This is a genomic window from Streptomyces sp. NPDC051563, from assembly GCF_044454225.1.
GTDB lineage: Bacteria > Actinomycetota > Actinomycetes > Streptomycetales > Streptomycetaceae > Streptomyces.
Genome location: NZ_JBITDL010000032.1, coordinates 1 through 24,578, shown reverse-complemented (window position 1 = coordinate 24,578; position 24,578 = coordinate 1). Strand labels below are relative to the sequence as shown.

Below are 24,578 nucleotides of genomic sequence, written 5' to 3'. Positions count from 1 at the left end.
CTGCGGAGGGACCCCCCACCGAACCCACCGGCCCCCCGCACCGCGCACGGTCCGTCCGTCCGCGCGGACCCGGACGATCGACCCTAGGATGGACGGGAACCGGGCGCGTGCGGCTCGCCGCGACGCCGCCAGTCCAGGCCGCCCGGGGTGGGAGAGCCATGACAGAGGCCGTCGTCGCCGACACGGCGAGGACCGTGATCCTGACCGTGGACGACGATCCGGGCGTGTCCCGGGCCATCGCCCGCGACCTGCGGCGACGTTACGGCTCCGGCTACCGGATCGTACGGGCCGAGTCCGGCGAATCCGCACTGGAGGCCCTGCACGAGCTGAAGCTCCGCGGCGACCTCGTGGCCGTCATCCTCGCCGACTACCGCATGCCGCAGATGAACGGCATCGAGTTCCTCGAACAGGCCCTCGCCGTCTACCCGGGCGCGCGCCGCGTCCTGCTGACCGCCTACGCCGACACCAACGCGGCGATCGACGCGATCAACGTCGTCGACCTCGACCACTACCTCCTCAAACCCTGGGACCCGCCCGAGGAGAAGCTCTACCCGGTCGTCGACGACCTCCTCACCGCCTGGCGCACCGGCGACCACCGGCCCGTGCCCGCCACCAAAGTGATCGGACACCGCTGGTCGGCCCCCTCGTCGGCCGTACGGGAGTTCCTCGCCCGCAACCAGGTCCCGTACCGCTGGTACTCCTGCGAGGAACCGGAGGGACAGCGACTGCTGCGCGCCGCAGGCGCCGACGGACAGCGGCTGCCCGTGGTGATCACCCCCGGCGGCACCGTGCTGATCGAGCCGGCCGCACCCGACCTCGCCGCCCACGTCGGGCTCGCGACCACGCCCACCGCCGAGTTCTACGACCTCGTCGTGATCGGCGGCGGCCCGGCCGGGCTCGGCTCCGCGCTGTACGGGGCCTCCGAGGGACTGCGCACCGTCCTGGTCGAGCGCTCGGCCACCGGTGGACAGGCCGGGCAGAGCTCCCGCATCGAGAACTACCTCGGCTTCCCGGACGGCGTCTCGGGCGCCCAGCTCACCGAACGGGCCCGCCGCCAGGCCGGCCGGTTCGGCGCCGAGATCCTCACCGCACGCGAGGTCACCGGACTGGAGGTCAACGGCGCGGCCCGCCTCGTCCGCTTCTCCGACGGCTCCGCGATCGGCGCGCGCAGCATCATCCTGGCCACCGGAGTCTCCTACCGGCAGCTCGTGGCCCCGGGCTGCGACGGCCTCACCGGCCGCGGGGTCTACTACGGCTCCTCGCTCACCGAGGCCTCCTCCTGCCTGGAGCAGGACGTGTACATCGTCGGCGGCGCCAACTCCGCCGGACAGGCGGCCATGTACCTGGCCCGCGGCGCCAAGTCGGTGACCCTGCTGGTCCGCGGGGCGTCCCTGACGGCTTCCATGTCGTACTACCTGATCCAGCAGATCGAGGAGATGCCGAACATCACGGTGCGCACCCGCACCACCGTCGAATCGGCGCACGGCGACGGCCACCTGGAGCAGCTCACCCTGCGCGACGTGGACACCGGCGCGACCGAACTCGTCGACACCCAGTGGATGTTCGTGTTCATCGGCGCGGCCCCGCTCACCGACTGGCTGGACGGTACGGTGCTGCGCGACGACCACGGCTTCATCCTCGCCGGGCCGGACCTCACTGCCGACGGACGCCCGCCCGCCGCATGGGAGCTGGACCGGCCGCCGTACCACCTGGAGACCAGCGTGCCCGGAGTGTTCGTGGCGGGCGACGCGCGCGCCCGGTCGGCGAAGCGGGTCGCGTCCGCCGTCGGAGAAGGAGCCATGGCCGTGATGCTCGTCCACCGGTACCTGGAGGAGTCGTGAGCGGGCAGGCGATGCCCTGCTCCCCACAGGAGATCGGCTCGCTCTTCCTGTTCGAGAAGCTCACCCCGGAGCAGCTCGGGCGGCTGTGCGCCGAGGGGGGCGTGGAGCGGTACGACACCGGCCCCGTCTACACCGAGGGCGACCCCGCGACCTGCTTCTACGTGATGATCGAGGGCACCGTGGTGCTGTCCCGCCGGGTCGGCGGCGACGAGGTGGAGGTCGGCCGGACCTCCCAGCGCGGGGTGTACGCGGGAGCCATGCAGGCCTACCTGGGCGACCGCGTCCCGCAGACGTACAACAACGCCATGCGGGTGACCGAGCCGACCCGCTTCTTCGTCCTGCCCGCGCAGTCCTTCTCGGACGTCATGCGGGAATGGTTCCCGATGGCCGCGCACCTGCTCGAAGGGCTGTTCTTCGGCTCCCGGAGCACCCAGCAGGCCATCGGCCAGCGCGAACGGCTCCTCGCCCTCGGCTCCTTGTCCGCCGGTCTCACCCACGAGCTCAACAACCCGGCCGCGGCGGCCGTCCGGGCCACCGCCACCCTGCGCGAACGCGTCGGCAAGATGCGGCACAAGCTGGCCCACATCTCCCAGGGCAACTACCCCCGCGAGGCGATCGCCGAGCTCATCGAGATCCAGGAACGCACCGTCGAACGGGTGGCCAAGGCGCCGGCGTTGAGCCCTCTGGAGGCTTCCGACCGGGAGGACGAACTCGCCGACTGGCTGGAGGACCACGGCGTCCCCGAGGGCTGGCGGATCGCACCGGTCTTCGTCCAGGCCGGCCTGGACACGGACTGGCTCGAGCAGGTCGCGGCGAGCGTGGCCGAGGACCTGCTGCCCAGCGCCATCGGCTGGCTCAACTACACGGTGGAGACAGAGCTGTTGATGGACGAGATCGACGACTCCACCACCCGCATCTCCCACCTCGTGGACGCCGCCAAGCAGTACTCGCAGCTCGACCGCGCCCCGCACCGGGTCGTCGACGTCCACGAACTCCTCGACAGCACCCTGCTGATGCTCTCCGGGAAGATCGGCCCCCGGATCCGGGTCGTCAAGGAGTACGACCGCTCCGTGCCCGAGGTGCCGGCCTACCCCGCGGAACTCAACCAGGTGTGGACCAACCTCATCGACAACGCCGTCTTCGCCATCGGCAGCACCGGCCGCGAGGGCACGCTGACGGTCCGCACGGCCCGCTCGGGCGACCGGCTCCTCGTGGAGTTCCGCGATACGGGGCCCGGCATTCCGGCGGAGATCCGCAGCCGCATCTTCGACCCCTTCTTCACCACCAAACCCGTCGGCGAAGGCACCGGTCTCGGCCTGGACATCTCCTGGCGGATCGTCGTCAACAAGCACCACGGAAGCCTCCAGGTCGAGTCCGCCCCGGGCGACACCCGCTTCCAGGTGCTGCTCCCGCTGACCGCACCCGATCCCGATCCCACCGAGGAGCCCGCATGACCGCCATCGACGGAGTCGACCCGAGCGTCCCGCCCAGCGGCAGCGGCTGCGTCGAATGCGACGCCGCGGGCGGCTGGTGGTTCCACCTTCGGCGCTGCGCCCAGTGCGGTCACATCGGCTGCTGCGACTCCTCGCCGGGGCAGCACGCCACCGGGCACTGGAAGTCCACCGGCCACCCCCTGGTGCAGAGCTACGAGCCGGGGGAGGACTGGTTCTGGGACTACGCGACGAACGAGCTGTACGAGTCCGGCCCCGAGCTGGCCCCGCCCTCCGGCCACCCGGCCGACCAGCCTGCCCCGGGCCCGTCCGACCGGCTCCCCGAGGACTGGAGCCGACGGCTGCACCGCTGATCCGTGCGGACCGGGGCCGAGCCGGGCCGGGCGGGCTGGGCCGGATGGCGGCGGACCCGGCCGTCCGGGGAGCCTGATCAGAAGGGCTTGGTCGGCAGGTACTTGCCGTCCAGGGTGATGACCGCGCGCTCGCCGCCCTCGGGGTCGGCGACCTTCTTCACGTCGAGCTTGAAGTTGATCGCGGAGACGATGCCGTCGCCGAGCTGCTCGTGGACCAGGGCCTTCAGGGTGGTGCCGTAGACCTGGAGCATCTCGTAGAAGCGGTAGATCGTCGGGTCGGTGGGGGCGCCGCCGGGGACCGAGCCGCGGGTCGGGATGGTCTGCAGCAGCCTTGCGTCGTCGGCGTCCAGGCCCAGCAGCGCGGCCACGGCTTCCGCCGAGGCCCGCGGCAGCGGGTGCTGGCCGAGGACGGCCGCGGTGGCGAAGGCGACCGACAGACCGGCGGCGTCCGCGATCCGCTGCCAGGTCAGGTCCTCGCGGATCTTGGCGTCCACGGCCTTGACGGCCAGGGCCTGACGGGCGGAGTTGTCGAACTGGGCGTGCACCATGAGAGGGCTTCCTTTCGGGTGTGCCGCTCACCCGACAGGGGTGGGGGCGAGCGGTGGATGTCGTGGGGGTCCTGCGGGCCGGTGGCCCGGCGGGTGGCGGCGGTCAGGCCGCGGGGGAGTCCGGCCGGGCGGAGCCGAGTTCCTCGACGCCCCCGGCTCCGATGTCGTAGACCCAGCCGCGCAGGGTCAGCGACCCGGCGGCCAGGGCGCGGGCCACCGACGGATGGGTGGCCAGGTTCGCCAGCTGCGCGAGCACGTTCTCCCGTACCAGGGCATCGACCCGCTGCGCGTCCTGCGCGCCGCCGGTACGGGCGACCGAGGCGTCCGCGTGGCGCAGCCACCCGGCGACCGCCGGGGCCGCGCTGAGGTCGTGCCGCTCGGCCAGGGCCGTCATCGCACCGCAGGCGGAGTGCCCGCACACCACGATGTCGCTCACGCCCAGGACCGCGACGGCGTATTCGATGCTCGCCGCCACCCCGTCCGTGCCGGGGGCGTGGGCGGGCACGAGGTTCCCGGCGGTACGGATGACGAACAGCTCGCCCGGCTCGCTCTGGGTGATCAGCTCCGGCACCACACGGGCATCGGAGCAGCTGATGAACAGGGTGCGCGGCCGGTGGGTCGTCGCCAGCCGGGCGAAGAGCTCCGCCCTGGCCGGGTAGACCTCCCGGCGGAACTGCGCGACGCCCTCGATGAGGTCGTGCATGGTCACTCCCTTCACTCACTGCCGACCCGTGGGGCCGACGAGTTCCACCATGCACGACCTGGGGCTATAGCGTCCAAGACGCATTACCCATCTCTCCTATAGATGCCATCTATACTCGCGCTCATGGCCCTGGAACTACGACACCTGCGCTACCTGCTCGCCGTCGCCGAACACGCCGGCTTCACCCGCGCCGCCGAAGAACTGCGGATCTCCCAGCCGACCCTGTCCCAGCAGATCAAGCAGCTGGAGAACACCATCGGCGTCCAGCTCCTGGACCGCACCGGCCGCAACGGCGTCCGCCTCACCGACGCCGGCGAGACCTACGCCCGGTACGCCCGCCGGGCCCTGCGCGACCTCGCGGCCGCGGAACGCGCCGTCCACGACCTCGCGGACCTCTCCCGGGGACACCTCCGGCTGGCCGTGACGCCCACCTTCACCGCCTACCTGGTCGGGCCGCTGGCGGCAGAGCTCCACGCCCGCCACCCCGGCGTCACCCTGGATGTCAAGGACATGGCCCAGGACCGCATCGAGGCCGGTCTGCTCGCCGACGAGCTCGACCTGGGGATCGCCTTCGCCGGCCCGCACCTGCCCGGCATCTCCGCGTCCCCGCTGTACGCCGAGACCCTCAGCCTCGTCACCGCCGCCGCCGACAGCGCCGCCGCCGACAGCGCCGCCGCGGACAACGCCGTCCCGGCCGCCCGTCCGCTCCCACCCCTGCCGGTCACCGCTCTGGTGGATCGTCAACTAGCCCTGCTCAGCGGGGATTTCGCCACCCGCGGACACATCGACGCCTATCTCGAAGGCCACCGGGTGCGGCCGCGGATCGCCGTGGAGGCCAATTCGGTCCAGACCCTCACCGAAATCGTCCGCCGCACCGACCTCGCGACCGTCCTGCCCGACGCGATCACGGAGGACCACCCCCACCTCGCCCCGCTAGCCCTCGAACCGCCCCTGCCCACCCGCACGGTGGCGCTGCTCCGGCGCGAGAACGCCTACCGGAGCGCCGCCGGACGGGCGTTCACCCGGCTCACCCGCCGGCACGTCCTGGCCCGCGGCTACACCCCGGCCTGAACGTCCCCGGTGCGCCCGCGCGGGCGCGCTCCGCTTCCGTCAGGCGTCGAAGCGGCGGCGGGAGGCCTCGATGTGGCCGAAGTACCGGTGGGTCCAGTCGCACAGCCCGTCGATCGTCGCCCGCAGGGCCTGGCCCGGCTCGGTGAGGGCGTATTCGACCCGTGGCGGTACGACGGGGTACACGGTCCGCTCCAGCAGGCCGTAGCGCTCCAGCATCCGCAGGTTCTGGGTCAGCATCTTGTGGCTGATTCCCTCTACCTCGTCACGCAAGGTGCTGAAGCGCAGCGTGCGCTCACCGAGGGCCTCGATGATCAGGAGCGCCCATTTGTTGGCGACGTCGGAGAAGATCTCCCGCCCCAGGGAGTCCGCCCGCCTGAGGTCCGCGTCGTCGGGCGAGCCCGTGAGCTGCTTGGTCACCATGAGGTTCCCCCGTTACCGAAAAGTGCGTTCTTCCCTGTCGGGAATCACTCTCCTACGGTGCCTGAGTAACCACAAGAGAGCGGTGCGCCGTGGCTCGACGGAACCGAGCCCACCGGCGCCCCATGCCCATGGAGGCGGACAGCATGGCCATCACCCTGGTGAACCCCAAGGGACTGCCGGAGATCGGCGCCTACCGGCAGGTGTCGATCGCGACCGGATCGAAGCTCGTCTTCATCGCCGGACAGGTCGCCTGGCGCGCCGACGGCGTCACGGTCGGCGTGGGCGACCTGGCCGCGCAGGTCGAGCAGTGCTACGTCAACATCGGCACCGCACTGGCCGAGGTCGGCGCATCCTTCGCCGACGTGGCGAAGCTGACCCTCTACGCCGTGGACTGGACCCCCGACAAGATGCCCCTGCTGATGGAGGCGATCAACCGTGCGGCCGCCAGACTCGGCGCCGTACCGGTCCCGCCGGCCTCGCTGCTGGGCGTCGCGGCACTGGACGTACCCGAGCACCTGGTCGAGATCGAAGCCGTCGCCGTCATCGACTGACGCTCCCGCAGGGCGCGACGCCCCCGAACGGCCGGACCCGCCACCGCTGCTACGGCGCCGTGCATGCCGCCTCGGTGGCAGGACGGGCCGGAGCAAGGTCCACTGGTCGAAGGTGTTCGCGCGGCCGGGAACCGGGCAAGCGCGCACCGAGACCATCGACGCAGCGGAAGGCATCCCCCCATGGCCGACAGTCACCACCACATGCTGCTGATCACCTTCCCGAGCTCCTCGGCCGCCCGCCCCGCGTACGAGGAGGCAGTCGACCTGCCGGGACTGCGGCAGGCGGCCGTCCTGGAGCGGTCACCCGAAGGGCTCCTCGACGTTCCTGAGAGCCACGTCGCCGGGGCGGGAGTGCCCACGGCGGGCGCCGGCCTGGCCGGCGGGCTCATCGGCCTGCTCGGCGGCCCCATCGGCGTCTTCCTCGGCACGGCAGCCGGGGTGGCCCTGGGCAACGCGGCGGAAGAGGGCTGGGCGCGGGAGGGCGGCGCCGGAATGATCATGCTGAGCAGCCAGGTCGAGGACGGGGCGGCGCTGCTTATCGTCGACCTGCACGAGTCCGATCCGCAGCCGGCCGACGACCTCGCCCGACGGCACGGCGGAACCCTGCAGCGGCTCACCGCGCAGGAGTTCAGCGCCCGGGTCCGCGCCGCCGAACGGGCCGCCGGCTAGCCGGCGACCCGTCCTCCGCAAGCCCCGCGGAGCGGCCCTGACCCCCTGGGCCGTAAAGGGCCCGAGGCCCGGGGCCCGAGGCGCCGCGGCCATCGGCGTGTGAGGCCCCCGTTGGCGACCCGGGCGGGCAGGCTGGCCGGTGTGCACAACGACAGGCAGCGGCGAGCAGCGGGATCCGGTAGGCGCTCCACGCGAGAGGTGCCCGACAACGAGCGGGGTGTGCAGTGGGAGGCGGCCGGCGAAGGGCCGCTGCTGGTCGTGCCCCTGCTGTTCATGGCCTGTTTCGCGGTGCCGATCGCCGATCAGGGCCTGTCCGCCCGCATGCGGCTGCTGTGCCTGATCGGACTCGCGGTCACGTGGGCCGTGTTCGTCGTCGACTACCTGGTCCGGCTGGCCCTGGCGCGGGGCCGGCGCGCCTGGTTCTTCGGACACCTGCCGGATCTGCTGATCGTACTGATGCCGTTCCTGCGTCCGGTCCGCGCCGTGCGCGAGCTCACCGCCGTCTCCACACTGCGCCACCGTGTGCGCCGCGGCCTGGACGTCGAGCTGATGCTGTACTCGGGCATGGCCTCCGTCCTCCTGTGCGGGGCCGGCGCGCTCGTGGCACTGGCGGTCGAGCGCGATGCGCCGGGTGCGACGATCACCAGTTTCGGACTGGCGGCCTACTGGGCCGCCACCACGATGACGATGACCATGTACGGGGAGCTGTATCCGGTCACGCCGGTCGGGCGCCTGACAGCGGTGGGGCTCAGCGTGGTGGCCGTCGGGTTGTTCGGAGTCGTCATCGGAGCGTTCGCCTCCTGGTACTCGGGCTGGTACGCCCACCGTCTGCGGAGCGACCAGAACTCCCCGGAGGCTCGCCAGATCGCCGTCGACACGCTCGGCGAGATCCGGGCCCTGCGGCATTGGCTGAACCGGAACGAGGACCCGGACCCGAGCGCCGACCCACCGAGCACCGGCCACGGGCCACCGGGCTGAGACACCACCGGCGCCGGTGGTGTCCCGAGGGAGGCACTGATCGGCCCACACGGCATGCGCGGGGAAGGGCCACGCAGGAGAGTGGCCCGTGTGACTGTCGCCACCGGACCCCCGCAGCAGGACTCCGCTCCGCCCGTCCTCGACGTGCGGACGCGCAACATCGTCTTCGTCACGATCATGCTCGGCGTGCTGCTCTCCGCCCTCGACCAGACCATCGTGGGCACGGCGCTGCCCACGATCGTGGCGGACCTGGGCGGCGGTGCGCACATGTCGTGGGTGGTGACCGCGTACCTGCTCGCCGAGACGGTCTCCACGGTCCTGGTCGGGAAGTTCGGCGACCTCTTCGGCCGCAAGCTGATCTTCCAGCTGTCGACGATCGTCTTCATCGTCGGCTCGTTCCTGTGCGGCCTGTCCGAGAACATGATGATGCTGATCGCCTTCCGGGCCGTCCAGGGCATCGGCGCCGGCGGCCTGATGGTGACCTCCATGGCGCTCATCGCGGACGTGATCCCGCTGCGCGAGCGCGGCAAGTACCAGGGCGCGCTCGGCGCGGTCTTCGGCGTCTCCACCGTCATCGGACCGCTGCTCGGAGGCCTGTTCACCGACCACCTCACCTGGCGCTGGGCGTTCTACGTCAACGTCCCGATCGCCATCGTGGTCGTCATCGCGGCCGCGCGCACCATCCCGAGCGTCACATCCGCCGTCCGGCCGGCCATCGACTACCTGGGCATCGCGCTGGTGGCGATCGGCGCCAGCTCGCTGATCCTGGCCACCAGCTGGGGCGGCAACGAGTACGCCTGGGGCTCGCCCACGATCATCGGCCTGTTCGCGGCCGGAGTCATCGCGCTCGCCCTCTTCTGCGCGGTCGAGTCCAGGGCGGCCGAACCGATGCTCCCCATGAGACTGTTCTCGAACCCCGTCTTCACGGTCTGTTCGATCCTGAGCTTCATCGTGGGCTTCGCGATGCTGGGCGCGATGACGTTCCTGCCGACCTTCCTGCAGTACGTCGACGGCGACTCGGCGACGATCTCCGGCGTCCGCACCCTGCCGATGGTCATCGGCCTGCTGATCGCCTCCGTGTCCAGCGGCACCGTCGTCAGCAGGACCGGCACCTACCGGATCTTCCCGATCGTCGGCTCCCTCGTCATGGGTGCTGGCCTCTACCTGCTGTCCCTGATGGGCACCGGGGGCAACATCTGGCTCGAGTCGCTGTACATGTTCGTGCTCGGTACCGGAATCGGCCTGTGCATGCAGGTCCTGACCATCGCGGTCCAGAACACCGTCGACTACTCCGACCTCGGCACCGCCACCTCGGGCGTGACCTTCTTCCGCACCCTCGGCAGCGCTTTCGGCACCGCGGTCTTCGGCACCATCTACGCCAACACCCTCAAGCCCAACCTGCAGGACGGCATCGCCGCCGCTGCCGCAACCGGTGCGGACCCCGCCCTGGTCGCCAGGGCGGCGCTGAGTCCCCACGGACTGCACTCGCTGCCCCCCCACCGCCGCCGCCCCGATCATCAAGGCCTACGCGGACACCCTGCACACCGTGTTCCTGTGGACCGTGCCCGTCGCCCTCGTCGGCTTCGTGGTGGCCCTCTTCCTCAAGCAGGTCAAGCTCCGCGACAGTGCCCAGGCCGGAGCCACCGACATGGGCGACGGATTCTCCTCCCCGGTCTCCACCGGCGACTCGGAGCAGATCCTGGAGCTGGCCGTCGCGAAGATCATCCGGACCGAGGGGCATGCCGAGTCGCGCCAGGTCATGGCCGCGGCCGATACCCGCCTCGACATCGCCGGCGCCTGGGCGGTGATGCAGGTCGGCTTCTTCACCAGGATGGTCGGAACCGCGAGCGCCGGACTGATCGCGGCCCGCAGGCACATGCCGCCGGAGGTGCTCCTCCCGCTCTTCGACCGGATGACCGCCGAAGGCTTCCTCTCCCGCGAGGGCACCTACTACGCACTGACCGCGGCGGGCGAACGCGAGGCCGAGACGATCGGACGGGCCTGGGGCACCTGGCTGAGCGGCCGGGTGGAAGCCGACCTCGGTCACCCGCCCGGCCCCGAACTGCGCACGGCGGTCGACCGGATCGCGAAGAGGCTCCTCGCGGAGGATCTCGGACAGTCGATGCCGGCCGGCCAGAGCCGCGCATCCAAGGTGCCTGCCGGAACGGGAGCGTAGGAGGCGTGCCATTCCCGTTGCCGTACTGAGGAGGATCCAGGTGCCGTGCCGTACCGGGGCGCCTTCGGACGTGGACGCGGGGGTGAACCGTGGGCGGTGCTGAGGCTGCCGATGCCGGTCGGCGCAGGGTGTGGTGGCGCCGGGTGCCCGGGCCGGGCGCGCCGGTCACGGTGCCCGGTGTGCTCGCTCCGGAGCGCGAGTGGACCCGGGAGCTGGCCCGCACGTTGTGCGAGCCGGGCGTGGAGCTGTTGCGGGCCGGCAAGCGCACCGAGTCGGTGGAGACGGACCTGGCCGAGGTGGCCGCCTGTTACGGCATGCTGGCACGCAGCTTCGTGGTGCCCACCGGCGTGTTCGTCCGGGTGGAGGGCCTGTCGCCGCAGGCGGAGGGCGAGCTGGACTTCGTCCTCCTGAAGGGGGGCGACCTGAGGCTCGATCAGGCCGAGGCACTGGAGAACCTGCTGGCCCGGCTGAGGAACCAGGAAATGCCACTGGAGCAAGTGCGCGCCGCGCTGGATGACGTACGGTCGATGCCGCCGGGGCTGAGTCCCGCCGTGTCCGTGTTCGGGTACGCCGTGGCCACGGTCGGACTCGGGATGGTCTTCCACGCCACGGTGCCCGCCATGATCGGCTACGCGGTCCTCGGTCTGCTCGTGGGCCTGCTACGGGTACTGACGACGCGGTACCTGCCCGCATTCGGCCCGGCACTGCCCGTGGTCGCCGGAGTCCTGGCGGCGGGGCTGGCCCAAGCGTTCGCCGGACCGCTGCTCCACGAGGAGCCGCAGTACCTGTTCATCGCCCCGCTCGTCGGCTTCCTGCCCGGCGTGGCCCTCTCGATGGGCCCCATCGAACTTTCCCTGGGCTCCACCCTGTCCGGCATGTCCAGGCTGGCAGGAGCCGTCAACGTCCTCCTTCTCCTGGCCGTCGGAATCCTGGTCGGCGTCCAGTCGGTCGACGCGCGCCCCACCGGGCATCCGGCACCCGAGTTGCTGGGGGAGTGGGCGGGATGGGCCGGCGCGGTGTTCTTCCTCGTCGGGTTCGCCCTCCACTTCTCCACGCCGCTGCGCGCCATGCCGTGGATGGTCGCCGCGCTCCTCCTGGCGCGCACGGTGCAGACGGCGGGCGAGGCCGTGGGAGGGGTGGCCCTGGGAGCGCTCGCGGCCGGCATGCTGCTGCCGCCGATGGCCGGCTGGGTCCACCGGCGCCACCGCATCCCGGAGCTCCTGATCTTCCTGCCCTGCTACTGGGTCCTGGTCCCGGGCGCGAGCAGTCTCGAAGGAGTCTCGGAGCTTCTCAACCACCAGACCGCGACAAGTCTGGGCACGCTCGTCAACGCCCTCGTCACCCTGATCGCCATCGGCTTGGGCATCGTGATCGGGGCCCACCTGGGCAGCCGCCCGCGGGTCCGCCTCGGCCCGGCCCGCGAGCCGGAGACGGACCGGGAGCAGTAGCCCGACGCGGCTCAGGACGAACGCTCCCCGGTGCGGGTTCCGGGGAGCCCGCCACCAGACCGGACATCTCCCTTAAAACGGCAGGAACGGCGCGAAACCCGACATCGTGGTGGATGATCGATTTCGGACGGGACGGACCTTCCGCACTCATGAACGGGGACACCGTGGTCGAATCGCAGGCCGTGATCATTCCGCCGGCCGAGGCCGCGATGTTCCTCGTCGTCACTCTCGCCCCGGGGCGCGAGGAGGTGGTCCGGGAGCTGCTGGAGGACGTGTCCGGACTGTACCGCTCGGTGTCCTTCCGGGCCCCGCACGAGGGGCTGAACTGCGTCGTCGGCATCGGCTCGGAGGCCTGGGACCGGCTGTTCGCCGGACCGCGCCCGCAGGGGCTCCATCCGTTCGTGGAGCTGGCCGGTGACCGGCACCGGGCCCCGGCGACTCCGGGGGACCTGCTGTTCCACGTACGCGCCCGGCGCATGGACCTGTGCTTCGAACTCGCCCGGCTGATCACGGACCGGCTGGCGGACGCCGTGAAGGTCGTCGACGAGGTCCACGGCTTCAAGTACTTCGACGAGCGGGACCTCCTCGGATTCGTGGACGGCAGCGAGAATCCGGAGGGCCCGACGGCGGCCGACGCGGTGTTCGTCGGGGAGGAGGACCCCGAGTTCACCGGAGGCAGCTACGTGATCGTGCAGAAGTACGTGCACGACATGCCGGCATGGAACGCCCTGCGGGCGGAGGAGCAGGAGGCTGCCATCGGGCGGACGAAGCCGGACAACATCGAGCTCTCCGACGAGGTGAAGCCCGCAGATTCCCACGTGGCCCTGACCGTCATCACCGACGCGGCCGGCAACGAGCGCAAGATCGTGCGCGAGAACATGTCCTTCGGATCGCTCGCCGAGGGCGAGCTCGGCACGTACTTCATCGGCTATGCGAGGACCCCCGACGTCACCGAGCAGATGCTGCGGAACATGTTCCTGGGCGACGGCGAAGCCGCGTACGACCGCATCCTCGACTTCTCGACAGCGCTCACCGGCTGCCTCTTCTACGTACCGACCGCCACCTTCCTCGACGGCCTTCCCGCCGCCCCGGACTCCTCCGGGCGCCCTGACCGGCCTGCACCTTGAACCGGCGCCGATCACGCAGGCCGCCCGTACCGAGACCGAGGACGAGACCGAGGATGAGGGCGAGACCGAGGGCGAGGCGCGCCGCCCGGTCCGCCGCGATCCGCCGTCCGCGTCAGAGCTTGCCGAAGACGACCCCGCGCCAGGTCCACCCCGCGCGGAGGACCGCTTCGCGCAGCGGGTCCTTCAGCTCCGCGCTGTCGAAGCGGAACACCTCGGTGCTCTCGAGGGCGCCGTCGGCCCCCCGTTCGGCCTTCACGCGCCGGGACACCGTGCTCACCTGACCGCGGGCGGCCTCGGCCGACAGGGCGAGGCGGGGAGTGCCTCCCAGCCAGGTGACCTCGAACTGCCGGTCCACGCTGCGGACCTCCCGCGCCGCCGGGTCCAGGCGCAGCCGGATCTGGAGCACGCGGCTCACCTGGGTCCGGGCGAAGAAGGTGTGCCACGCGGGCTCCTGGATCCGGCATTCCGCCACCAGGTCGGCGTCCTCGGGGGCGCCGCCGCGCACGACGTACGGCGCGTCCGCCGCGAAGAGTCCGAGCAGGGTCGCCCGTACCTCCTCGGCGGAGCGGGGTGCCACGCCGCTGTCGGGGTGCCTGGTGCCGGTGAGTTTGTCGAAGAGACCCATCGCACTACCCTAGGGACATCCGGCCGGTCGAGACAAGATCGTCCGAGCGGCCTCCTGCGACCGGAACCTGCGCCCCGACCGGAACCCGCCGCCTACGACCCCGCCGCCGTGTCCGGGCCCACCGTGCGCAGGAACTCCTGGAATTCGCCCAGGACTTCGTCGTGCTGCTCCGCGGTGGCGGTCAGCACCATCCGGATCACCGCGCGCTTGCGCGGATCGTGGACGTCCAGCATGGACAGGTAGACCTGCGACTGGACGAGCTCGCGGCGCACACCGCCCGCCAGCGCCGAGAAGGCCAGCCGCTGGGTCAGGCCCGGCGCACCCTCGGGGCCGATCTCCCGGCGGGCGGCCACGACCACGGACTCGGCGGCCTCGCGCAGACGCTCCACCGACGCGTCGGCGAGCTCGTCCAGCGTGGCCTCGTCCGGCCGGTACTCGCCGTCGATGGTGATGTTGGCCGTGAAACCGGAATCAGGGTGGGGATGCAGCGCGACGAAGGCCACGCCCGGAGCGCCGACCTCGTCCGGCGGGGCCGGCTGCCAGCCGTCCGGCAGTCGGAACTCGATCGGCACCGGCAGGGTCGTGGACATTGCGCGCTTCCTTCTTTCTCTCTTGTCTTTCCGGTCTCCCCCGGAAGGTGGGTCAGTCGAACCAGCTGCCGACAGTGTCCTTGACCGATCCCGCGGCGTCACCGACCGCATGGGCGGCGTCCCCCACGGCGTCGGCCGCGTCGCCGACGGCGTCGCCGACCTTCGCCGGGTCGACCGTGAACTCCGCTCCGACGGAACCGCCGAGGCCGAGGGCGACGCCCACCTTCGTGCCGATGTGGAACTTGCCGTCGTCGCCCTTGCCGAAGGTCACCTTCGCCTCGGCACCCGCACCGGCCCAGCCCTCGGCCGTGGCACCGGCCCCGATCCCGGCGACCTCGGCGCCCCCGGCGACGGTGCCCTTCGCCCCGGCGAAGGCCTTCGCGCCGGCGTTCAGGCCCTCCAGGCCGACACCGGCGCTGACCTGCGCCTCGGCTCCGGCGAAGCCTTCGGCCCGCCCGTAGCCCTCGACGTACCCGTACCCCGCACGCCCCTCGGCCAGCGCCCGGGCGGCCGCGGACACCTCGGCCTTGCCCGTGAGGCCCTTGTCCGTGATGCCCGCGTTCGCGCTGGCCCGGGCCCCCGCGTAGGCATCGGCGATGCCGGAGAGGTGCATCGACCCGTTGCTGAGGGATCCCTTCGCCGTCGCGTGGCCGAGTTCGGCGTACGCCTGGGCCGAGCCCTCCTTGCCGTACTTCGGTCCGGAGGCCTTGGTGCCCGCGTCGGGGCCGGTCGCCGTCGCGGAGCCCTCGGCCTGCCAGCCGTCGGTCTTCGTGCCCACCTCGGCGTCGGGGGACCGGGGAAGCGGCACCTTGGACAGGTCGCCCTGGGGGTGGGCGTTGAACCCGCCGATCGTCTGGTCGGCCCCCTTGCCGAAGGCGTCCCGGTTGTTGTCGACGACGGCGGCCTCCAAGGCGGCCTTCACGTGCTGATCGGCTTCGGAGGCCGCCTTCACCCGGTCGTCGAGGTACTGCTGCCAGGAGGTGACCGCCGTACGGATGGAGGTTTCGCCATCGGGGTCGTGGTGGTAGGCACTGCGCTCCGCGGGGGTCAGCTTCGCGTAGTCGAAGGCGACGCGGCCCTGCTCCGACACGGTCATCCCGGCGGCGACCGCCTCGTCCCGCGCGCTGCGGAGCTTCGACTTGAGATCGGTGAACACGGCGTGTGCGTCCCGCAGCAGGCTCGCGATCGCCTTGGCCTGGGTCTGCGCGGCGGCGTACTCGTAGCGGGTCGCCGCGAAACCCGATTGCGCGGCGCCCGCGCTGACTCCGGCCCAGTCCGGGCCCAGCGTGATCTTCTGGACGCTGTCGCCGTAGCGGGTCTCGACCTTCTTCAACTCGCCCGCCATGGACTCCCACGTGGCCGCCGCCGTCGTCAGCAGGCCCAGGTCCGTGGTCATGACCTCGTGATACGTCAGCACCGTTGCCCCCTACAGCCCGTTCAGCTTCGACCCCGACACGAGGAACTGGTTGCCCAGCCCGGTGTCGTGGCGCACGAAGAGCCCCGAGGTCCCGCGCAGCGCCCCCTTCTCCGAGGAAAGACGCCCCATCAGGGTCCGCACCTGCTGGTCCCAGGTGTCCGACACCTTCTTCAGGGCGCCGGCCGTGTCCCAGCCCTCGAAGCCCTTCTGGGCCGTGTTCGTGGCGTCGTCCGCGTGCTCGGCGGCCTTCTTGGTGGCCGGCTCCAGCTCGGTCTCGATGGTGTTCGCCGCCGCCTGCTTCTGGGCCGGCGTCGAGGCGAAGTCACCGGGCCCGCCCGGCGCGAACGGCCCCGTGGGCGCGCCGTTCAACCGCACGGCCACGTCGTGGTCCGCGACGCCCGCGCGCTCGCGTTCCCACTCCTGCGCGAAATCCCCTGACATGATGCTCCCCCGTCCGAAGGGCAAGATCATATACATGTCAATCGAACAGAGGTCAACCGCCCCGTTCACCGCCCCGCCTGATCAATCGTCAGGCCGGTCATCCGACCGAAGCGTGCCGGTCTTGTCCCTGCTTCGTAACAGGCGTCTGAGACCCGCGCGAGGGGGGAAATCCGCTACTGCAGGCCGGCGGGAGTGCGCCGGGGGCAGACGGAGGCCATGGCGGCCCGCCGCCGGATCCCCCGGAGGCGCCGCGGACCGCGTTCATCATCGGGAGTCGACAACGGCCGCTCAGGGCCGACAACGGGGGAACACCATGAACACTGCTGCCCGTACGAGCCACGGGGGCTGGAAGTCCTGCGTCCTCGGGGCCGCGACGGCCGCCGCACTGCTCGCGTCCGCGGCGTGCTCGCCGAACGGGGGCGACGGGCCGGGCGACGGCAAGCCCACGGCCCAGCCGAGCACCCCGGGCACCCCGAGCGCGACCGGCTCCCCGAGCGCGCCCAAGCCGTCCGCCACGCCCTCGGCGACGCCGACCCCGGGAGCGACCGGCACCGGTGGCGGCGACGGCGCCGTCGCCCTCTGCGCCCCGGGCGACGTCTCGATCACCTCCAGCACCGAGGACGACAAGGGCCAGGGAGTCCGGCACATCCTCCTCACCCTCACCAACACCAGCAAGAAGGCGTGCAAGGTCTACCGCTACCCCCTCATCCAGCTCGGCGACGCCCAGCGGCCGGTCCCCGAGATCAAGGAGAGCGCCCCGATGCCCGGGACGCCCTACGAGGCCATCGCACCGGGCAAGCAGACGTACGCCGCGCTGCTCCTGAACGGCCCCATGGACGAGGCCCCGGCGAAGACCATGACCGTGCAGCTCCAGGACACCGAGCCCGGGAGCAAGAAGGGCGCGCCGATCAAGGTCGCCTTCCCCGGCGTCGACACGGTCTACTACAACGACTTCGCCAAGGTCACCCACTGGATGACCGCCTCGGGGCTGGCCCTGCGCTTCATCATGTCGTCCTGACCGTCCTGACCGTCCTGACCGTCCTGACCGTCCTGACCGTCCCGACCGTCGTGATGCCGTCCTGACGGTCCGGCCTCCCGGGCGGTCCTCTAAGGTGACTCCACCGGCCGGTCCGTACGCTCCCTGCACGCGGTCAACGGCCTTGTCGACAGGGGGAGTCGGTGGAGTCACTGCGGCCCGGCGACCCGCCGGAGATCGGCGGTTACCGCTTGCTGGCCCGGCTCGGCGAGGGAGGCATGGGCGAGGTCTTCCTGGCCCGGACGGCGTCCGGCCGGCCGCTGGCCCTGAAGACCGTCCACCGGGAGCTGAGCCGGGACCCCGACTTCGCCGACCGCTTCGCGCGGGAGATACGCGCCAACGACCGCGTACGTTCCGCGTGGACGGTCTCGGTGGTGGACTTCAGCGCCCCGGGCGCCTCCCCGCAGTGGCTCGCCACGGAGTACATCGCCGCGCCCTCCCTGGGCGAGTGGGTGCACCGGCACGGGCCGCTGACCGGCCCGGCACTGTGGAGCCTGGCCCGGGAACTGTTCGCCGCGCTCGCGGCGGTACGGGCGGCGGGCGTCGTGCACCGCGACATCAAGCCGGGGAACGTGCTGCTCGGCCGGGAGCGGCCCTTCCTCATCGACTTCGGCATCGCGCGCGCCGTGCACGACCCGCGCCACACCCGGACGGGAGCGGTCATCGGCACGCCCGGCTTCCTCGCACCGGAGCAGGCGACCGGAGCCCTGGCCGAGGCCCCGGCGGACGTGTTCTCCCTCGCCGCGGTACTCGCCTGCGCGGCCACCGGGTGCAGCCCCTTCCTGGCCGACGGCGAGGAGCTGGAACTCCCCGGCCTCCTCTACCGGATCGTGCACGGGGAGCCCGCCCTCGACGGTGTCCCGGAGGGGCTCCGCCCCCTGCTGGGCCGGTGCCTTGCCAAGGACCCGCGGGAGCGCCCGACCGCCGACGAGGCACTGGCCCGCATCGGCTCGGCCGCGCAGGAGTGGAGCGCGGCCGTGCCCCCTCCGCTGGCGGCGGACGCAGCCCACCGGGAGACCGAGCTCCACCGCTTCCTGGCCGCCTCCCGGCCGTTGCCGCTCCCCGCGCCCGTCCCCCTGCCGCAGGCGCCCCCGACACCGCCCCCGGCCCTCCCGGCGACGCCGCCGCTGTACTCACCCGGTCTCGCCGGGACCCGGCGCGTGCCCTGGGCGGCGGGGGCGGCCGTCGCCGCCGTCCTCGTGGTCGCGGCCACCCTCGCGATCAGAATGCCCTGGAACGGAGGCGCGGGCGGAGACGGCGGCAGGGACGGCAGCGGATCACCGGCCCCGACCCCTTCCCCGTCGGCGATGCCGCAGTCGTGGATCGGCACGTGGACCGGCACCGGCCCCGGAACCCCCGATGCGGACGGCATCACCCGGGCCAGGACCGGCGAGTTCTCCGTCACCGTCACACTGAACGCGGGCTCGGTCGGCGACCTCGTGGGCCGCCAGGTCAGCGAGGTGAAGGAGAGCATCACCGGGCGGAACCTCGGCTGCACCGAGGCCCTGGAACTGCGCCAGACCACCGGCGACCGTGCGGTCTTCGCCGCGGCGACCAGCCACCCGACCGACCCCGCGGCCACCTTCGACTGCCCGAAGGGCAACCTCTACGTCCTGACCCTCACGGACCCCGGCCACCTTGCCCTGGAAACCGAAGGCGCCCAATCGGCCGGGGCCCCCGCAACGCTCACCCGCAGCCGCTAGGGGGTGTCCGCAAAGTGGCGCCTGCCTCGCGACGCCCGGCACGCGCTCTCGGCGCACCGGGCGAAATCCCGAGTACGTCCAGTACGCGGGCTTCCGTCCGGCACACCGAGAGCACGCACCGAACGCCGCGAGGGCGCCCTCCGGGCGCCCGGCGCCACTTTGCGGACACCCCCTAGCGCCTTCCCGCCAGGCGGGTCGCCGAGATGTGGGCCAGCCAGCCGGCTGCGGCTCCGACGGCGTACCAGAGCAGGTCGGGCGGGTTGAAGGTGGACCCGAGGACCAGGCGGGCGAGCGTGCTGTGCCGGGAGAGCTCGGCCGGTACCCCGGTGAGCTGGAGCAACTCCACCACCGCACTCAGGGCGAGAGCGCCGGCGGCGGCCCGCAGGGCCGTCACCCGTGGCAGGACCAGCACGATGAGGGTGAAGATCAGCACGGTGTACAGCGCGTCTCCGCCGTACTTGGCCGCGCTCCCCGTCGCCACGGCCCGTAGGCCCAACCCCGCTCCGACCGTCGCGACCGCCGCCGCGGCCGCGGCGATACGGGTGCGGGCGCGGCCGGTTCCGGTACGGGCGCGGCGCGCGGGTACGGAGGTGGTGGTCATGGGACCACCCTGCCAGACGGCCCGCGGCCACTCGCGTCGCGGTGCGGGGGAGAGGGGGACGCGAGGGGCCGAGTACCCAGGCGGGCTGAGTAGCGCGACTCATGCCGGACCGGCCGACGGCCGACACGCTGGGGGTACGAAGACCGCACGCCCCGTCCCGGAGGTTCCCTTCCATGATCAGCCACGTCGCCGCAACCCTGGGCCCGGTGTGCGGGCGGTTGACCGTCTCCGCGGACGCCTCGGGTCCCGTCGTCGGCGGGACCATCCTGGCCGCCAACCACACCAGCCTCGTCGACCCCGTCATCGTGGTGGCCGCCCTGCGCCGGCTCGGCGTCGAACCGGTGATCATGGCCACGGCCGGGCTGTGGCGGGTCCCCGTGCTCGGAGGGGCGCTCGCCCGCGAAGGGCACATCCCGGTTCACCGGGGGACGGCCCGCGCGGCGAGTTCGCTCGCCGACGCCGCCCGGGCACTGGAGGCGGGACGGTGCGTACTGATGTACGGGGAAGGCGGGATCCCCGACCGCCGGGACTCCGGGGAAGCCGCGCCCCTGCCCTTCCGCAGCGGCCTGGCCCGCCTCGCCCTGGCCACGGGAGCACCCGTCCGCCCCGTGGGACAGGCGGGCTCCCGCCGGGTGAGCTCCGGGACGACGGCCAAACAGCTCGCCGGAGTCCTGACGGCCCCGTTCCGCCGCCCGCGGCTCCATGTACACGTGGGCGCACCCCTGTTCCTGCCGGCCGGACTCCCCGAGGCGACGGCCGCGGCCCACGGCGCCGTCACCTCCGCCTGGCACACCGCCCTGTCCGGCCTCGCCGCCCCCTGCGGCATCTGAGGCCGCGCCTTCGGAGCGGATGTGCGCGGGCAGCGGCGCGGGGCCGCGGCTCAGGTTCCCAGGAGCTCGACGATCTCGCCGACCCTGCGCTGCGGGAGAGGGGTCCACCGCGGCGTCGGCGCCAGCCGGGCCACCACCGCACCGAGCCACTCCGGGTCTCCGAGGCGGTGCAGCGCCTTCGCATCGGACATCCAGGAGATCAGGGCGACCACCAGAGCCATGTGCACGGACGTGTAGAGGCGTTCATGGTGCGTGTACCTCACCGACCAGAGCTGGAACCGATCGCGCGTTCCGGACAGGGAACAGCCGTCGCGGCCCCCGTCCATGCTGCCGCCGCCCGCCGCGACGAACAGGCCCCCGCTGCGGCTGGCCATCCACGCGTTCCTCGTAGCCCTCAAGTGCAGGGAATGCAGGCTGCTCCACGGGACGGCCTCCCGAGGTACGGCCTCCCCTCGCATGTGGTGCTCGATTCCCCCGGCGGTGAGCACCAGGCACGACCCCTCGTGCCGCTCCGGGTCTCCGATGACCCATCGGCTCCCGACCAGTTCCAGCGGTCCCAGATGCTGCATCTCGCCCCCGTCGACGGCTTGTTACCCGAACCGAACCTACTTCACCGGCCCGGTCCCGATCGGAGATCGTGTCGCCGAACGGACGGCTCAGCCGGAGAAGTCCGTCCATCCGACGGGTCAACTGCCTTACTCCGCACCGGTGTCGGTGCGCCATCTGCTCTGGAACTCTCCCCTCCGGCCGTACGGACGTTCTAGCGTGCCTGCCATGATCTCGCTCAGGCTCCCGCGGGCCCTGCTGCTCGCCCTCGCATCCGTCGTGCTCTGCGTCCCCCAGGCCGCCGCGGCCCAGCCCCCTCCGGCCCCCGCGGCGACACCCGACCGGCCCTCCTACGAGGTGTCGCTGCGCAGTGACGCCGACGGCTCGCGCTGGACCGGCCGCCAGATGGTCTCCCTCCGCAACTCCTCCCGTACTCCGCTGCGTTCGCTCGACATCCGCCTGTGGGGCAACGGCACCGACGGCTGCGGAACCCCCGAGGCCCCGTCGCCGGTCCGGGTGGGGCGGGTCACCGGAGGCACCCCGCGACCGCTCACCGTCGACTGCACGGCCCTGCAGATCGACCTGCCCGCGCCGCTCCCGTACGGGGCGCGGACCAGCATCTCCTTCGACGTGGAGATCACCGTCCCGGACCGCGTCCACCGCTTCGGCAAGGACGGCCCGCACCGCTACCTCGGCAACGCACTGCCCCTGCTGTCCGTACGCGACGCCCAGGGCCGCCACCTCGATCCCGACGTCGGATTCGGCGAGAGCTTCTACACCCTGGCCGGCGACTTCCGCGTCCGCCTCGACCACCCCAGCGCCCTCCTCGTCCCCGCGACGGGCACCACCACGCGCCGCGCGGGCGCCCCCGGCCGCACGGTCACCACCAGCGTCGCGCACGGGGTACGGGACTTCGCGTGGGCCGCGGGCCCCTTCCGGTCGAAGACGGTCACCACGCCGGGCGGCGTCCGGCTGAACGCGTACTGGACGGCTGCCACCCCGGACGAGGGCGTCGCCCTGGCCCTGAAGGACGCCGCCGGCTCCGTCGACGCGTTCGGGAAGCGGTTCGGACGCTATCCGTACGGTGAGCTCGACCTCGTCATGAGCGAGAACCTCGACGATTTCGGCAGCATGGAGTTCCCGGGCCTCGTCCTGCTGTGGACCGAATCCGACGGGTCCGGCGCCGTCCACGAGATCGCCCACCAGTGGTTCTACGGCATCGTCGGCAACGACCAGTTCGCGGCGCCCTGGCTGGACGAATCCTTCGCCCAGTACGCGTACCAGTCGTACACCGGGGAGGACACCACCACGTGCTGGGAGGACCAGCCGATGTGGCCCAGTGCCGCGGCCGAGATCACCCGGCCCCTGTCCTACTTCGCGGACGGCCACCGTACGGAGTACAGCCGCGTCGTCTACCAACGAGGCTCCTGCGCCCTGCACGACCTGGAACGGGCCCTGGGCACCCCGGCGATGACGGCCATGCTGCGCGACTACGTCCGCGACCACTGGCAGGGCGTGTCCACGACCGCGGACTTCAAGCGGGCGGCCCAGGCGGCGACGCCGCAGGACCTCACCCCGTTCTGGACGGAACACAGGATCCACTGACCGCGTCCGGCGGGGGCCAGCGAGCGGGAGCGGAGAATCCCGTGACACCCTGTCGTGTCATGGCAGATGACAGCAGCAGCACGTTCCAGGCGGGGCAGACGGGCCTCGTCGTCAGGATCCCGGAGGCGGAGCCGGCCGTCCGCGGGTGGCGCGAGCGGCTCGACCCTTCGGCCCGGGCCGGGGTTCCCGCGCACGTCACCGTGCTCTTCCCGTTCCTCGAGGAGAGCCGGATCGATCCGCTCGTCCACGCCGCCATCGAGGACGTGCTGCGCGGCCACCAGCCGTTCGACCTGCGGTTTGAGAAGACAGGACGCCTCCCTGAGGTCCTGTACCTCGTTCCGGAACCCGCCGCGCCACTGATCCGTCTCACGGAGGCCGTCGCCGGCCGGTGGCCCGAGGCTCCGCCGTACGGCGGCCGGTTCGCCGAGATCGTGCCGCACCTGACCATCGCCCAAGGCCAGGAGGACGCCGTCCTGGAGGAGATCGAGGCGGACCTCGGCGCCGGGCTCCCGTTCACCTCACGGGTGACGTCGGTCGAACTCATGGCCCACGACGGCACGGCGTGGCGGACGCTGGCTTCGTTCGCACTCGGAGACTGACCCCGCCCCCCGGCGGACCAGGGGGTGTCCGCACGGTACCTCGCCGCGTTGTCGGACCACGCGAGTACGTCCACTACGCGACGTGATCCTCCGCCGTGCGATGCACCGCACCGGACACCGCGACCCGGCACACCTCCCGGCCACGGCACTAGGCGCTGTTTCTTAGATCATGTGCGGAGCCAGATGATGAGGGCTGCGAGGGTGACGGTGCCGAGGTAGATGTAGGCGCGTTTCTCGTAGCGGGTGGCGACGGCGCGGAAACCCTTCAGCCGGTTGATGGCGCGTTCGACGGTGTTGCGTTTCTTGTAGCGCTCGCGGTCGAAGCCGGTGGGCCGGCCGCCGCGTGAACCGCGGTTCTTGCGATGTCTTTGCTGGTCGAGGCGTTCGGGGATGGTGTGGCGGATTCCGCGTCGTCGCAGGTAGCGGCGGTTCTTCCGGGAGGTGTAGGCCTTGTCGGCCAGGACGTGATCGGGCCGCGTGCGAGGTCGGCCGACGCCGGTGCGGGGCACGGATACCCGCTCCAGCACGCGCTCGAACTGGGGGCCATCGCCGTAGTGTCCGGGCGTCAGGACGAGAGCGAGAGGCCGGCACCGCCCGTCGGCGGCGAGGTGGATCTTGGTGGTGAATCCGCCGCGTGAGCGTCCCGAGCATTCGCTGATCGGACCACCTCCTCCAACCGGACGACCAGTTTCCCAAGCACCGGATCGACCTGATTCGTCCCCCGGACGTTCCCCTTTTCAGAGACCGCGCCGGGCGGAGCGACCCTCGCGCCAGCTGCGTGCTGGTGGGCCCGCACTGCTGTCGAGTCCACCGAGATGTCCCAGTCGATCCGGCCCGCGGCGTCCTCGGCCGCCTGGATCCGGGACAGCAGCATCGTCCAGGTTCCATCCGCTGACCAGCGGCGATGCCGCTTGTAGACGGTCTCCCATGGGCCGAACCGCTCGGGCAGGTCACGCCACTGGACGCCGGTCCGCACCCGGTAGAGCACCCCGTTGATCACCCTGCGGTGATCACTCCACCGGCCCCCACGCGTACCACCGCGAGGCAGGAATGACTCCAGCCGTTCCCACTCCGTATTCGTCAGATCCCCACGACCCATACGACGAGCCTGCCCTCAACACCCCACCGCTGTACGGAGATCCGGGAAACAGTGCCTAGTACTGCAACGGTTCTTTCGTTGACGGGTTGGCAGCTTCTGGTGGTGTGTGGCCGCGTCGTTTGTAGTGACTGAGGCGGGCCTGGTGTTGTC

24 protein-coding genes and 1 pseudogene are annotated in these 24,578 nt (G+C 71.9%); 15 read left to right on the top strand and 10 right to left on the bottom strand.

Annotated features, from left to right (window positions below; all coding sequences use genetic code 11):
* Nucleotides 1–158 precede the first annotated feature (158 nt).
* The 3 genes from ACIA8F_RS31105 to ACIA8F_RS31095 are packed head-to-tail and all read left to right on the top strand — an operon-like array spanning nucleotide 159 to nucleotide 3,645.
* On the top strand, nucleotides 159–1,841 hold the full coding sequence (locus ACIA8F_RS31105) for an FAD-dependent oxidoreductase (protein WP_399383770.1): 1,683 nt from the start codon (nucleotides 159–161) through the stop codon (nucleotides 1,839–1,841).
* Nucleotides 1,838–3,295, top strand: a complete 1,458-nt coding sequence (locus ACIA8F_RS31100; RefSeq protein ID WP_399383768.1) for an ATP-binding protein — start codon at nucleotides 1,838–1,840, stop codon at nucleotides 3,293–3,295. Before ACIA8F_RS31105 ends, ACIA8F_RS31100 begins: the two co-directional genes overlap by 4 nt.
* Nucleotides 3,292–3,645, top strand: coding sequence for a UBP-type zinc finger domain-containing protein (locus ACIA8F_RS31095; RefSeq protein WP_399383767.1), 354 nt, complete (start codon nucleotides 3,292–3,294; stop codon nucleotides 3,643–3,645). Before ACIA8F_RS31100 ends, ACIA8F_RS31095 begins: the two co-directional genes overlap by 4 nt.
* Before the next feature lie 77 nt (nucleotides 3,646–3,722).
* Here ACIA8F_RS31095 and cynS read toward each other — a convergent pair whose 3' ends face one another.
* Nucleotides 3,723–4,193 (bottom strand): cyanase, encoded by a 471-nt coding sequence (gene cynS, locus ACIA8F_RS31090; RefSeq protein ID WP_399383765.1) that lies wholly within the window; start codon nucleotides 4,191–4,193, stop codon nucleotides 3,723–3,725.
* 103 nt (nucleotides 4,194–4,296) lie between these two features.
* The gene (locus ACIA8F_RS31085; protein WP_399383763.1) at nucleotides 4,297–4,896 is read right to left on the bottom strand and encodes a carbonic anhydrase; all 600 of its coding nucleotides are present in this window, start codon (nucleotides 4,894–4,896) and stop codon (nucleotides 4,297–4,299) included.
* Between the two features lie 123 nt (nucleotides 4,897–5,019).
* Between ACIA8F_RS31085 and cynR the strand changes: the two genes are divergently transcribed.
* On the top strand, nucleotides 5,020–5,967 hold the full coding sequence (cynR, locus tag ACIA8F_RS31080; RefSeq protein ID WP_399383761.1) for a transcriptional regulator CynR: 948 nt from the start codon (nucleotides 5,020–5,022) through the stop codon (nucleotides 5,965–5,967).
* A 39-nt stretch (nucleotides 5,968–6,006) separates the two neighbouring features.
* Here the strand turns inward: cynR and ACIA8F_RS31075 are convergent, their stop codons facing one another.
* Nucleotides 6,007–6,387: a winged helix-turn-helix transcriptional regulator gene (locus tag ACIA8F_RS31075; RefSeq protein ID WP_399383759.1), complete on the bottom strand. Its 381-nt coding sequence runs from the start codon at nucleotides 6,385–6,387 to the stop codon at nucleotides 6,007–6,009.
* 143 nt (nucleotides 6,388–6,530) lie between these two features.
* Here ACIA8F_RS31075 and ACIA8F_RS31070 point away from each other — a divergent pair, with 143 nt between their 5' ends.
* The 6 genes and pseudogenes from ACIA8F_RS31070 (at nucleotide 6,531) to ACIA8F_RS31045 (ending at nucleotide 13,336) form a co-directional block, all read left to right on the top strand.
* Entirely contained in the window at nucleotides 6,531–6,938 is a 408-nt protein-coding gene (locus tag ACIA8F_RS31070) for a RidA family protein (protein ID WP_399383757.1), read from the top strand.
* Nucleotides 6,939–7,118: 180 nt separating this feature from the next.
* Complete coding sequence (locus ACIA8F_RS31065) at nucleotides 7,119–7,607, top strand: histidine kinase (protein WP_399383756.1); 489 nt, start codon at nucleotides 7,119–7,121, stop codon at nucleotides 7,605–7,607.
* A 198-nt stretch (nucleotides 7,608–7,805) separates the two neighbouring features.
* A complete protein-coding gene (locus tag ACIA8F_RS31060; RefSeq protein WP_399383754.1) occupies nucleotides 7,806–8,585 on the top strand; it encodes a potassium channel family protein in 780 nt (259 codons plus the stop codon).
* Between the two features lie 54 nt (nucleotides 8,586–8,639).
* Nucleotides 8,640–10,761 (top strand): annotated as a pseudogene (locus ACIA8F_RS31055) (MDR family MFS transporter).
* Between the two features lie 179 nt (nucleotides 10,762–10,940).
* Nucleotides 10,941–12,209, top strand: coding sequence for a threonine/serine exporter ThrE family protein (locus ACIA8F_RS31050; RefSeq protein ID WP_399383752.1), 1,269 nt, complete (start codon nucleotides 10,941–10,943; stop codon nucleotides 12,207–12,209).
* A gap of 149 nt (nucleotides 12,210–12,358) precedes the next feature.
* The gene (locus tag ACIA8F_RS31045) at nucleotides 12,359–13,336 is read left to right on the top strand and encodes a Dyp-type peroxidase (protein ID WP_399383750.1); all 978 of its coding nucleotides are present in this window, start codon (nucleotides 12,359–12,361) and stop codon (nucleotides 13,334–13,336) included.
* A gap of 112 nt (nucleotides 13,337–13,448) precedes the next feature.
* Here the strand turns inward: ACIA8F_RS31045 and ACIA8F_RS31040 are convergent, their stop codons facing one another.
* The 4 genes from ACIA8F_RS31040 to ACIA8F_RS31025 form a co-directional block, all read right to left on the bottom strand.
* The gene (locus ACIA8F_RS31040) at nucleotides 13,449–13,961 is read right to left on the bottom strand and encodes a hypothetical protein (RefSeq protein WP_399383749.1); all 513 of its coding nucleotides are present in this window, start codon (nucleotides 13,959–13,961) and stop codon (nucleotides 13,449–13,451) included.
* Nucleotides 13,962–14,053: 92 nt separating this feature from the next.
* Nucleotides 14,054–14,551 (bottom strand): hypothetical protein, encoded by a 498-nt coding sequence (locus tag ACIA8F_RS31035; protein ID WP_399383747.1) that lies wholly within the window; start codon nucleotides 14,549–14,551, stop codon nucleotides 14,054–14,056.
* Between the two features lie 52 nt (nucleotides 14,552–14,603).
* Nucleotides 14,604–15,947 (bottom strand): hypothetical protein, encoded by a 1,344-nt coding sequence (locus ACIA8F_RS31030; protein WP_399383745.1) that lies wholly within the window; start codon nucleotides 15,945–15,947, stop codon nucleotides 14,604–14,606.
* A gap of 30 nt (nucleotides 15,948–15,977) precedes the next feature.
* Nucleotides 15,978–16,409, bottom strand: a complete 432-nt coding sequence (locus tag ACIA8F_RS31025; protein WP_399383744.1) for a hypothetical protein — start codon at nucleotides 16,407–16,409, stop codon at nucleotides 15,978–15,980.
* Between the two features lie 313 nt (nucleotides 16,410–16,722).
* Between ACIA8F_RS31025 and ACIA8F_RS31020 the strand changes: the two genes are divergently transcribed.
* Nucleotides 16,723–17,427, top strand: a complete 705-nt coding sequence (locus tag ACIA8F_RS31020; protein ID WP_399383742.1) for a DUF4232 domain-containing protein — start codon at nucleotides 16,723–16,725, stop codon at nucleotides 17,425–17,427.
* Nucleotides 17,428–17,588: 161 nt separating this feature from the next.
* Complete coding sequence (locus ACIA8F_RS31015) at nucleotides 17,589–19,148, top strand: serine/threonine-protein kinase (protein WP_399383741.1); 1,560 nt, start codon at nucleotides 17,589–17,591, stop codon at nucleotides 19,146–19,148.
* Between the two features lie 172 nt (nucleotides 19,149–19,320).
* Here the strand turns inward: ACIA8F_RS31015 and ACIA8F_RS31010 are convergent, their stop codons facing one another.
* Nucleotides 19,321–19,749, bottom strand: a complete 429-nt coding sequence (locus ACIA8F_RS31010; RefSeq protein WP_399383739.1) for a DUF2809 domain-containing protein — start codon at nucleotides 19,747–19,749, stop codon at nucleotides 19,321–19,323.
* Nucleotides 19,750–19,922: 173 nt separating this feature from the next.
* Here ACIA8F_RS31010 and ACIA8F_RS31005 point away from each other — a divergent pair, with 173 nt between their 5' ends.
* The gene (locus ACIA8F_RS31005) at nucleotides 19,923–20,579 is read left to right on the top strand and encodes a lysophospholipid acyltransferase family protein (RefSeq protein WP_399383738.1); all 657 of its coding nucleotides are present in this window, start codon (nucleotides 19,923–19,925) and stop codon (nucleotides 20,577–20,579) included.
* A 50-nt stretch (nucleotides 20,580–20,629) separates the two neighbouring features.
* Here the strand turns inward: ACIA8F_RS31005 and ACIA8F_RS31000 are convergent, their stop codons facing one another.
* A complete protein-coding gene (locus tag ACIA8F_RS31000) occupies nucleotides 20,630–20,953 on the bottom strand; it encodes a hypothetical protein (protein ID WP_399383737.1) in 324 nt (107 codons plus the stop codon).
* Nucleotides 20,954–21,353: 400 nt separating this feature from the next.
* On the opposite strand from ACIA8F_RS31000, the gene ACIA8F_RS30995 reads away from it, so the two are divergent.
* Both ACIA8F_RS30995 and ACIA8F_RS30990 read left to right on the top strand, forming a co-directional pair.
* On the top strand, nucleotides 21,354–22,730 hold the full coding sequence (locus tag ACIA8F_RS30995; protein ID WP_399383735.1) for a M1 family metallopeptidase: 1,377 nt from the start codon (nucleotides 21,354–21,356) through the stop codon (nucleotides 22,728–22,730).
* Between the two features lie 59 nt (nucleotides 22,731–22,789).
* Complete coding sequence (locus ACIA8F_RS30990) at nucleotides 22,790–23,329, top strand: 2'-5' RNA ligase family protein (protein WP_399383733.1); 540 nt, start codon at nucleotides 22,790–22,792, stop codon at nucleotides 23,327–23,329.
* A gap of 167 nt (nucleotides 23,330–23,496) precedes the next feature.
* Here the strand turns inward: ACIA8F_RS30990 and ACIA8F_RS30985 are convergent.
* A protein-coding gene (locus ACIA8F_RS30985) for an IS5 family transposase (protein ID WP_399383731.1) occupies nucleotides 23,497–24,428 on the bottom strand; the annotation gives its coding sequence in 2 pieces (ribosomal slippage) (nucleotides 23,497–24,066 and nucleotides 24,069–24,428; 930 coding nt in all).
* Nucleotides 24,429–24,578: the final 150 nt, after the last annotated feature.

Excerpts from the sequence above, each read along its gene's own strand:
- ACIA8F_RS31005 (WP_399383738.1), top strand. The coding sequence starts at position 19,923 with ATGATCAGCCACGTCGCCGCAACCCTGGGCCCGGTGTGCGGGCGGTTG.
- ACIA8F_RS30990 (WP_399383733.1), top strand. The coding sequence starts at position 22,790 with ATGGCAGATGACAGCAGCAGCACGTTCCAGGCGGGGCAGACGGGCCTC.
- ACIA8F_RS31070 (WP_399383757.1), top strand. The coding sequence starts at position 6,531 with ATGGCCATCACCCTGGTGAACCCCAAGGGACTGCCGGAGATCGGCGCC.
- ACIA8F_RS31105 (WP_399383770.1), top strand. The coding sequence starts at position 159 with ATGACAGAGGCCGTCGTCGCCGACACGGCGAGGACCGTGATCCTGACC.
- ACIA8F_RS31065 (WP_399383756.1), top strand. The coding sequence starts at position 7,119 with ATGGCCGACAGTCACCACCACATGCTGCTGATCACCTTCCCGAGCTCC.
- ACIA8F_RS31000 (WP_399383737.1), bottom strand. The coding sequence starts at position 20,953 with ATGGCCAGCCGCAGCGGGGGCCTGTTCGTCGCGGCGGGCGGCGGCAGC.
- cynR (WP_399383761.1), top strand. The coding sequence starts at position 5,020 with ATGGCCCTGGAACTACGACACCTGCGCTACCTGCTCGCCGTCGCCGAA.
- ACIA8F_RS31030 (WP_399383745.1), bottom strand. The coding sequence starts at position 15,947 with ATGACCACGGACCTGGGCCTGCTGACGACGGCGGCGGCCACGTGGGAG.
- ACIA8F_RS31025 (WP_399383744.1), bottom strand. The coding sequence starts at position 16,409 with ATGTCAGGGGATTTCGCGCAGGAGTGGGAACGCGAGCGCGCGGGCGTC.
- ACIA8F_RS31085 (WP_399383763.1), bottom strand. The coding sequence starts at position 4,896 with ATGCACGACCTCATCGAGGGCGTCGCGCAGTTCCGCCGGGAGGTCTAC.
- ACIA8F_RS31045 (WP_399383750.1), top strand. The coding sequence starts at position 12,359 with ATGAACGGGGACACCGTGGTCGAATCGCAGGCCGTGATCATTCCGCCG.
- ACIA8F_RS31075 (WP_399383759.1), bottom strand. The coding sequence starts at position 6,387 with ATGGTGACCAAGCAGCTCACGGGCTCGCCCGACGACGCGGACCTCAGG.
- ACIA8F_RS31095 (WP_399383767.1), top strand. The coding sequence starts at position 3,292 with ATGACCGCCATCGACGGAGTCGACCCGAGCGTCCCGCCCAGCGGCAGC.
- ACIA8F_RS31010 (WP_399383739.1), bottom strand. The coding sequence starts at position 19,749 with ATGACCACCACCTCCGTACCCGCGCGCCGCGCCCGTACCGGAACCGGC.
- ACIA8F_RS30995 (WP_399383735.1), top strand. The coding sequence starts at position 21,354 with ATGATCTCGCTCAGGCTCCCGCGGGCCCTGCTGCTCGCCCTCGCATCC.
- ACIA8F_RS31035 (WP_399383747.1), bottom strand. The coding sequence starts at position 14,551 with ATGTCCACGACCCTGCCGGTGCCGATCGAGTTCCGACTGCCGGACGGC.
- ACIA8F_RS31020 (WP_399383742.1), top strand. The coding sequence starts at position 16,723 with ATGAACACTGCTGCCCGTACGAGCCACGGGGGCTGGAAGTCCTGCGTC.
- ACIA8F_RS31040 (WP_399383749.1), bottom strand. The coding sequence starts at position 13,961 with ATGGGTCTCTTCGACAAACTCACCGGCACCAGGCACCCCGACAGCGGC.
- cynS (WP_399383765.1), bottom strand. The coding sequence starts at position 4,193 with ATGGTGCACGCCCAGTTCGACAACTCCGCCCGTCAGGCCCTGGCCGTC.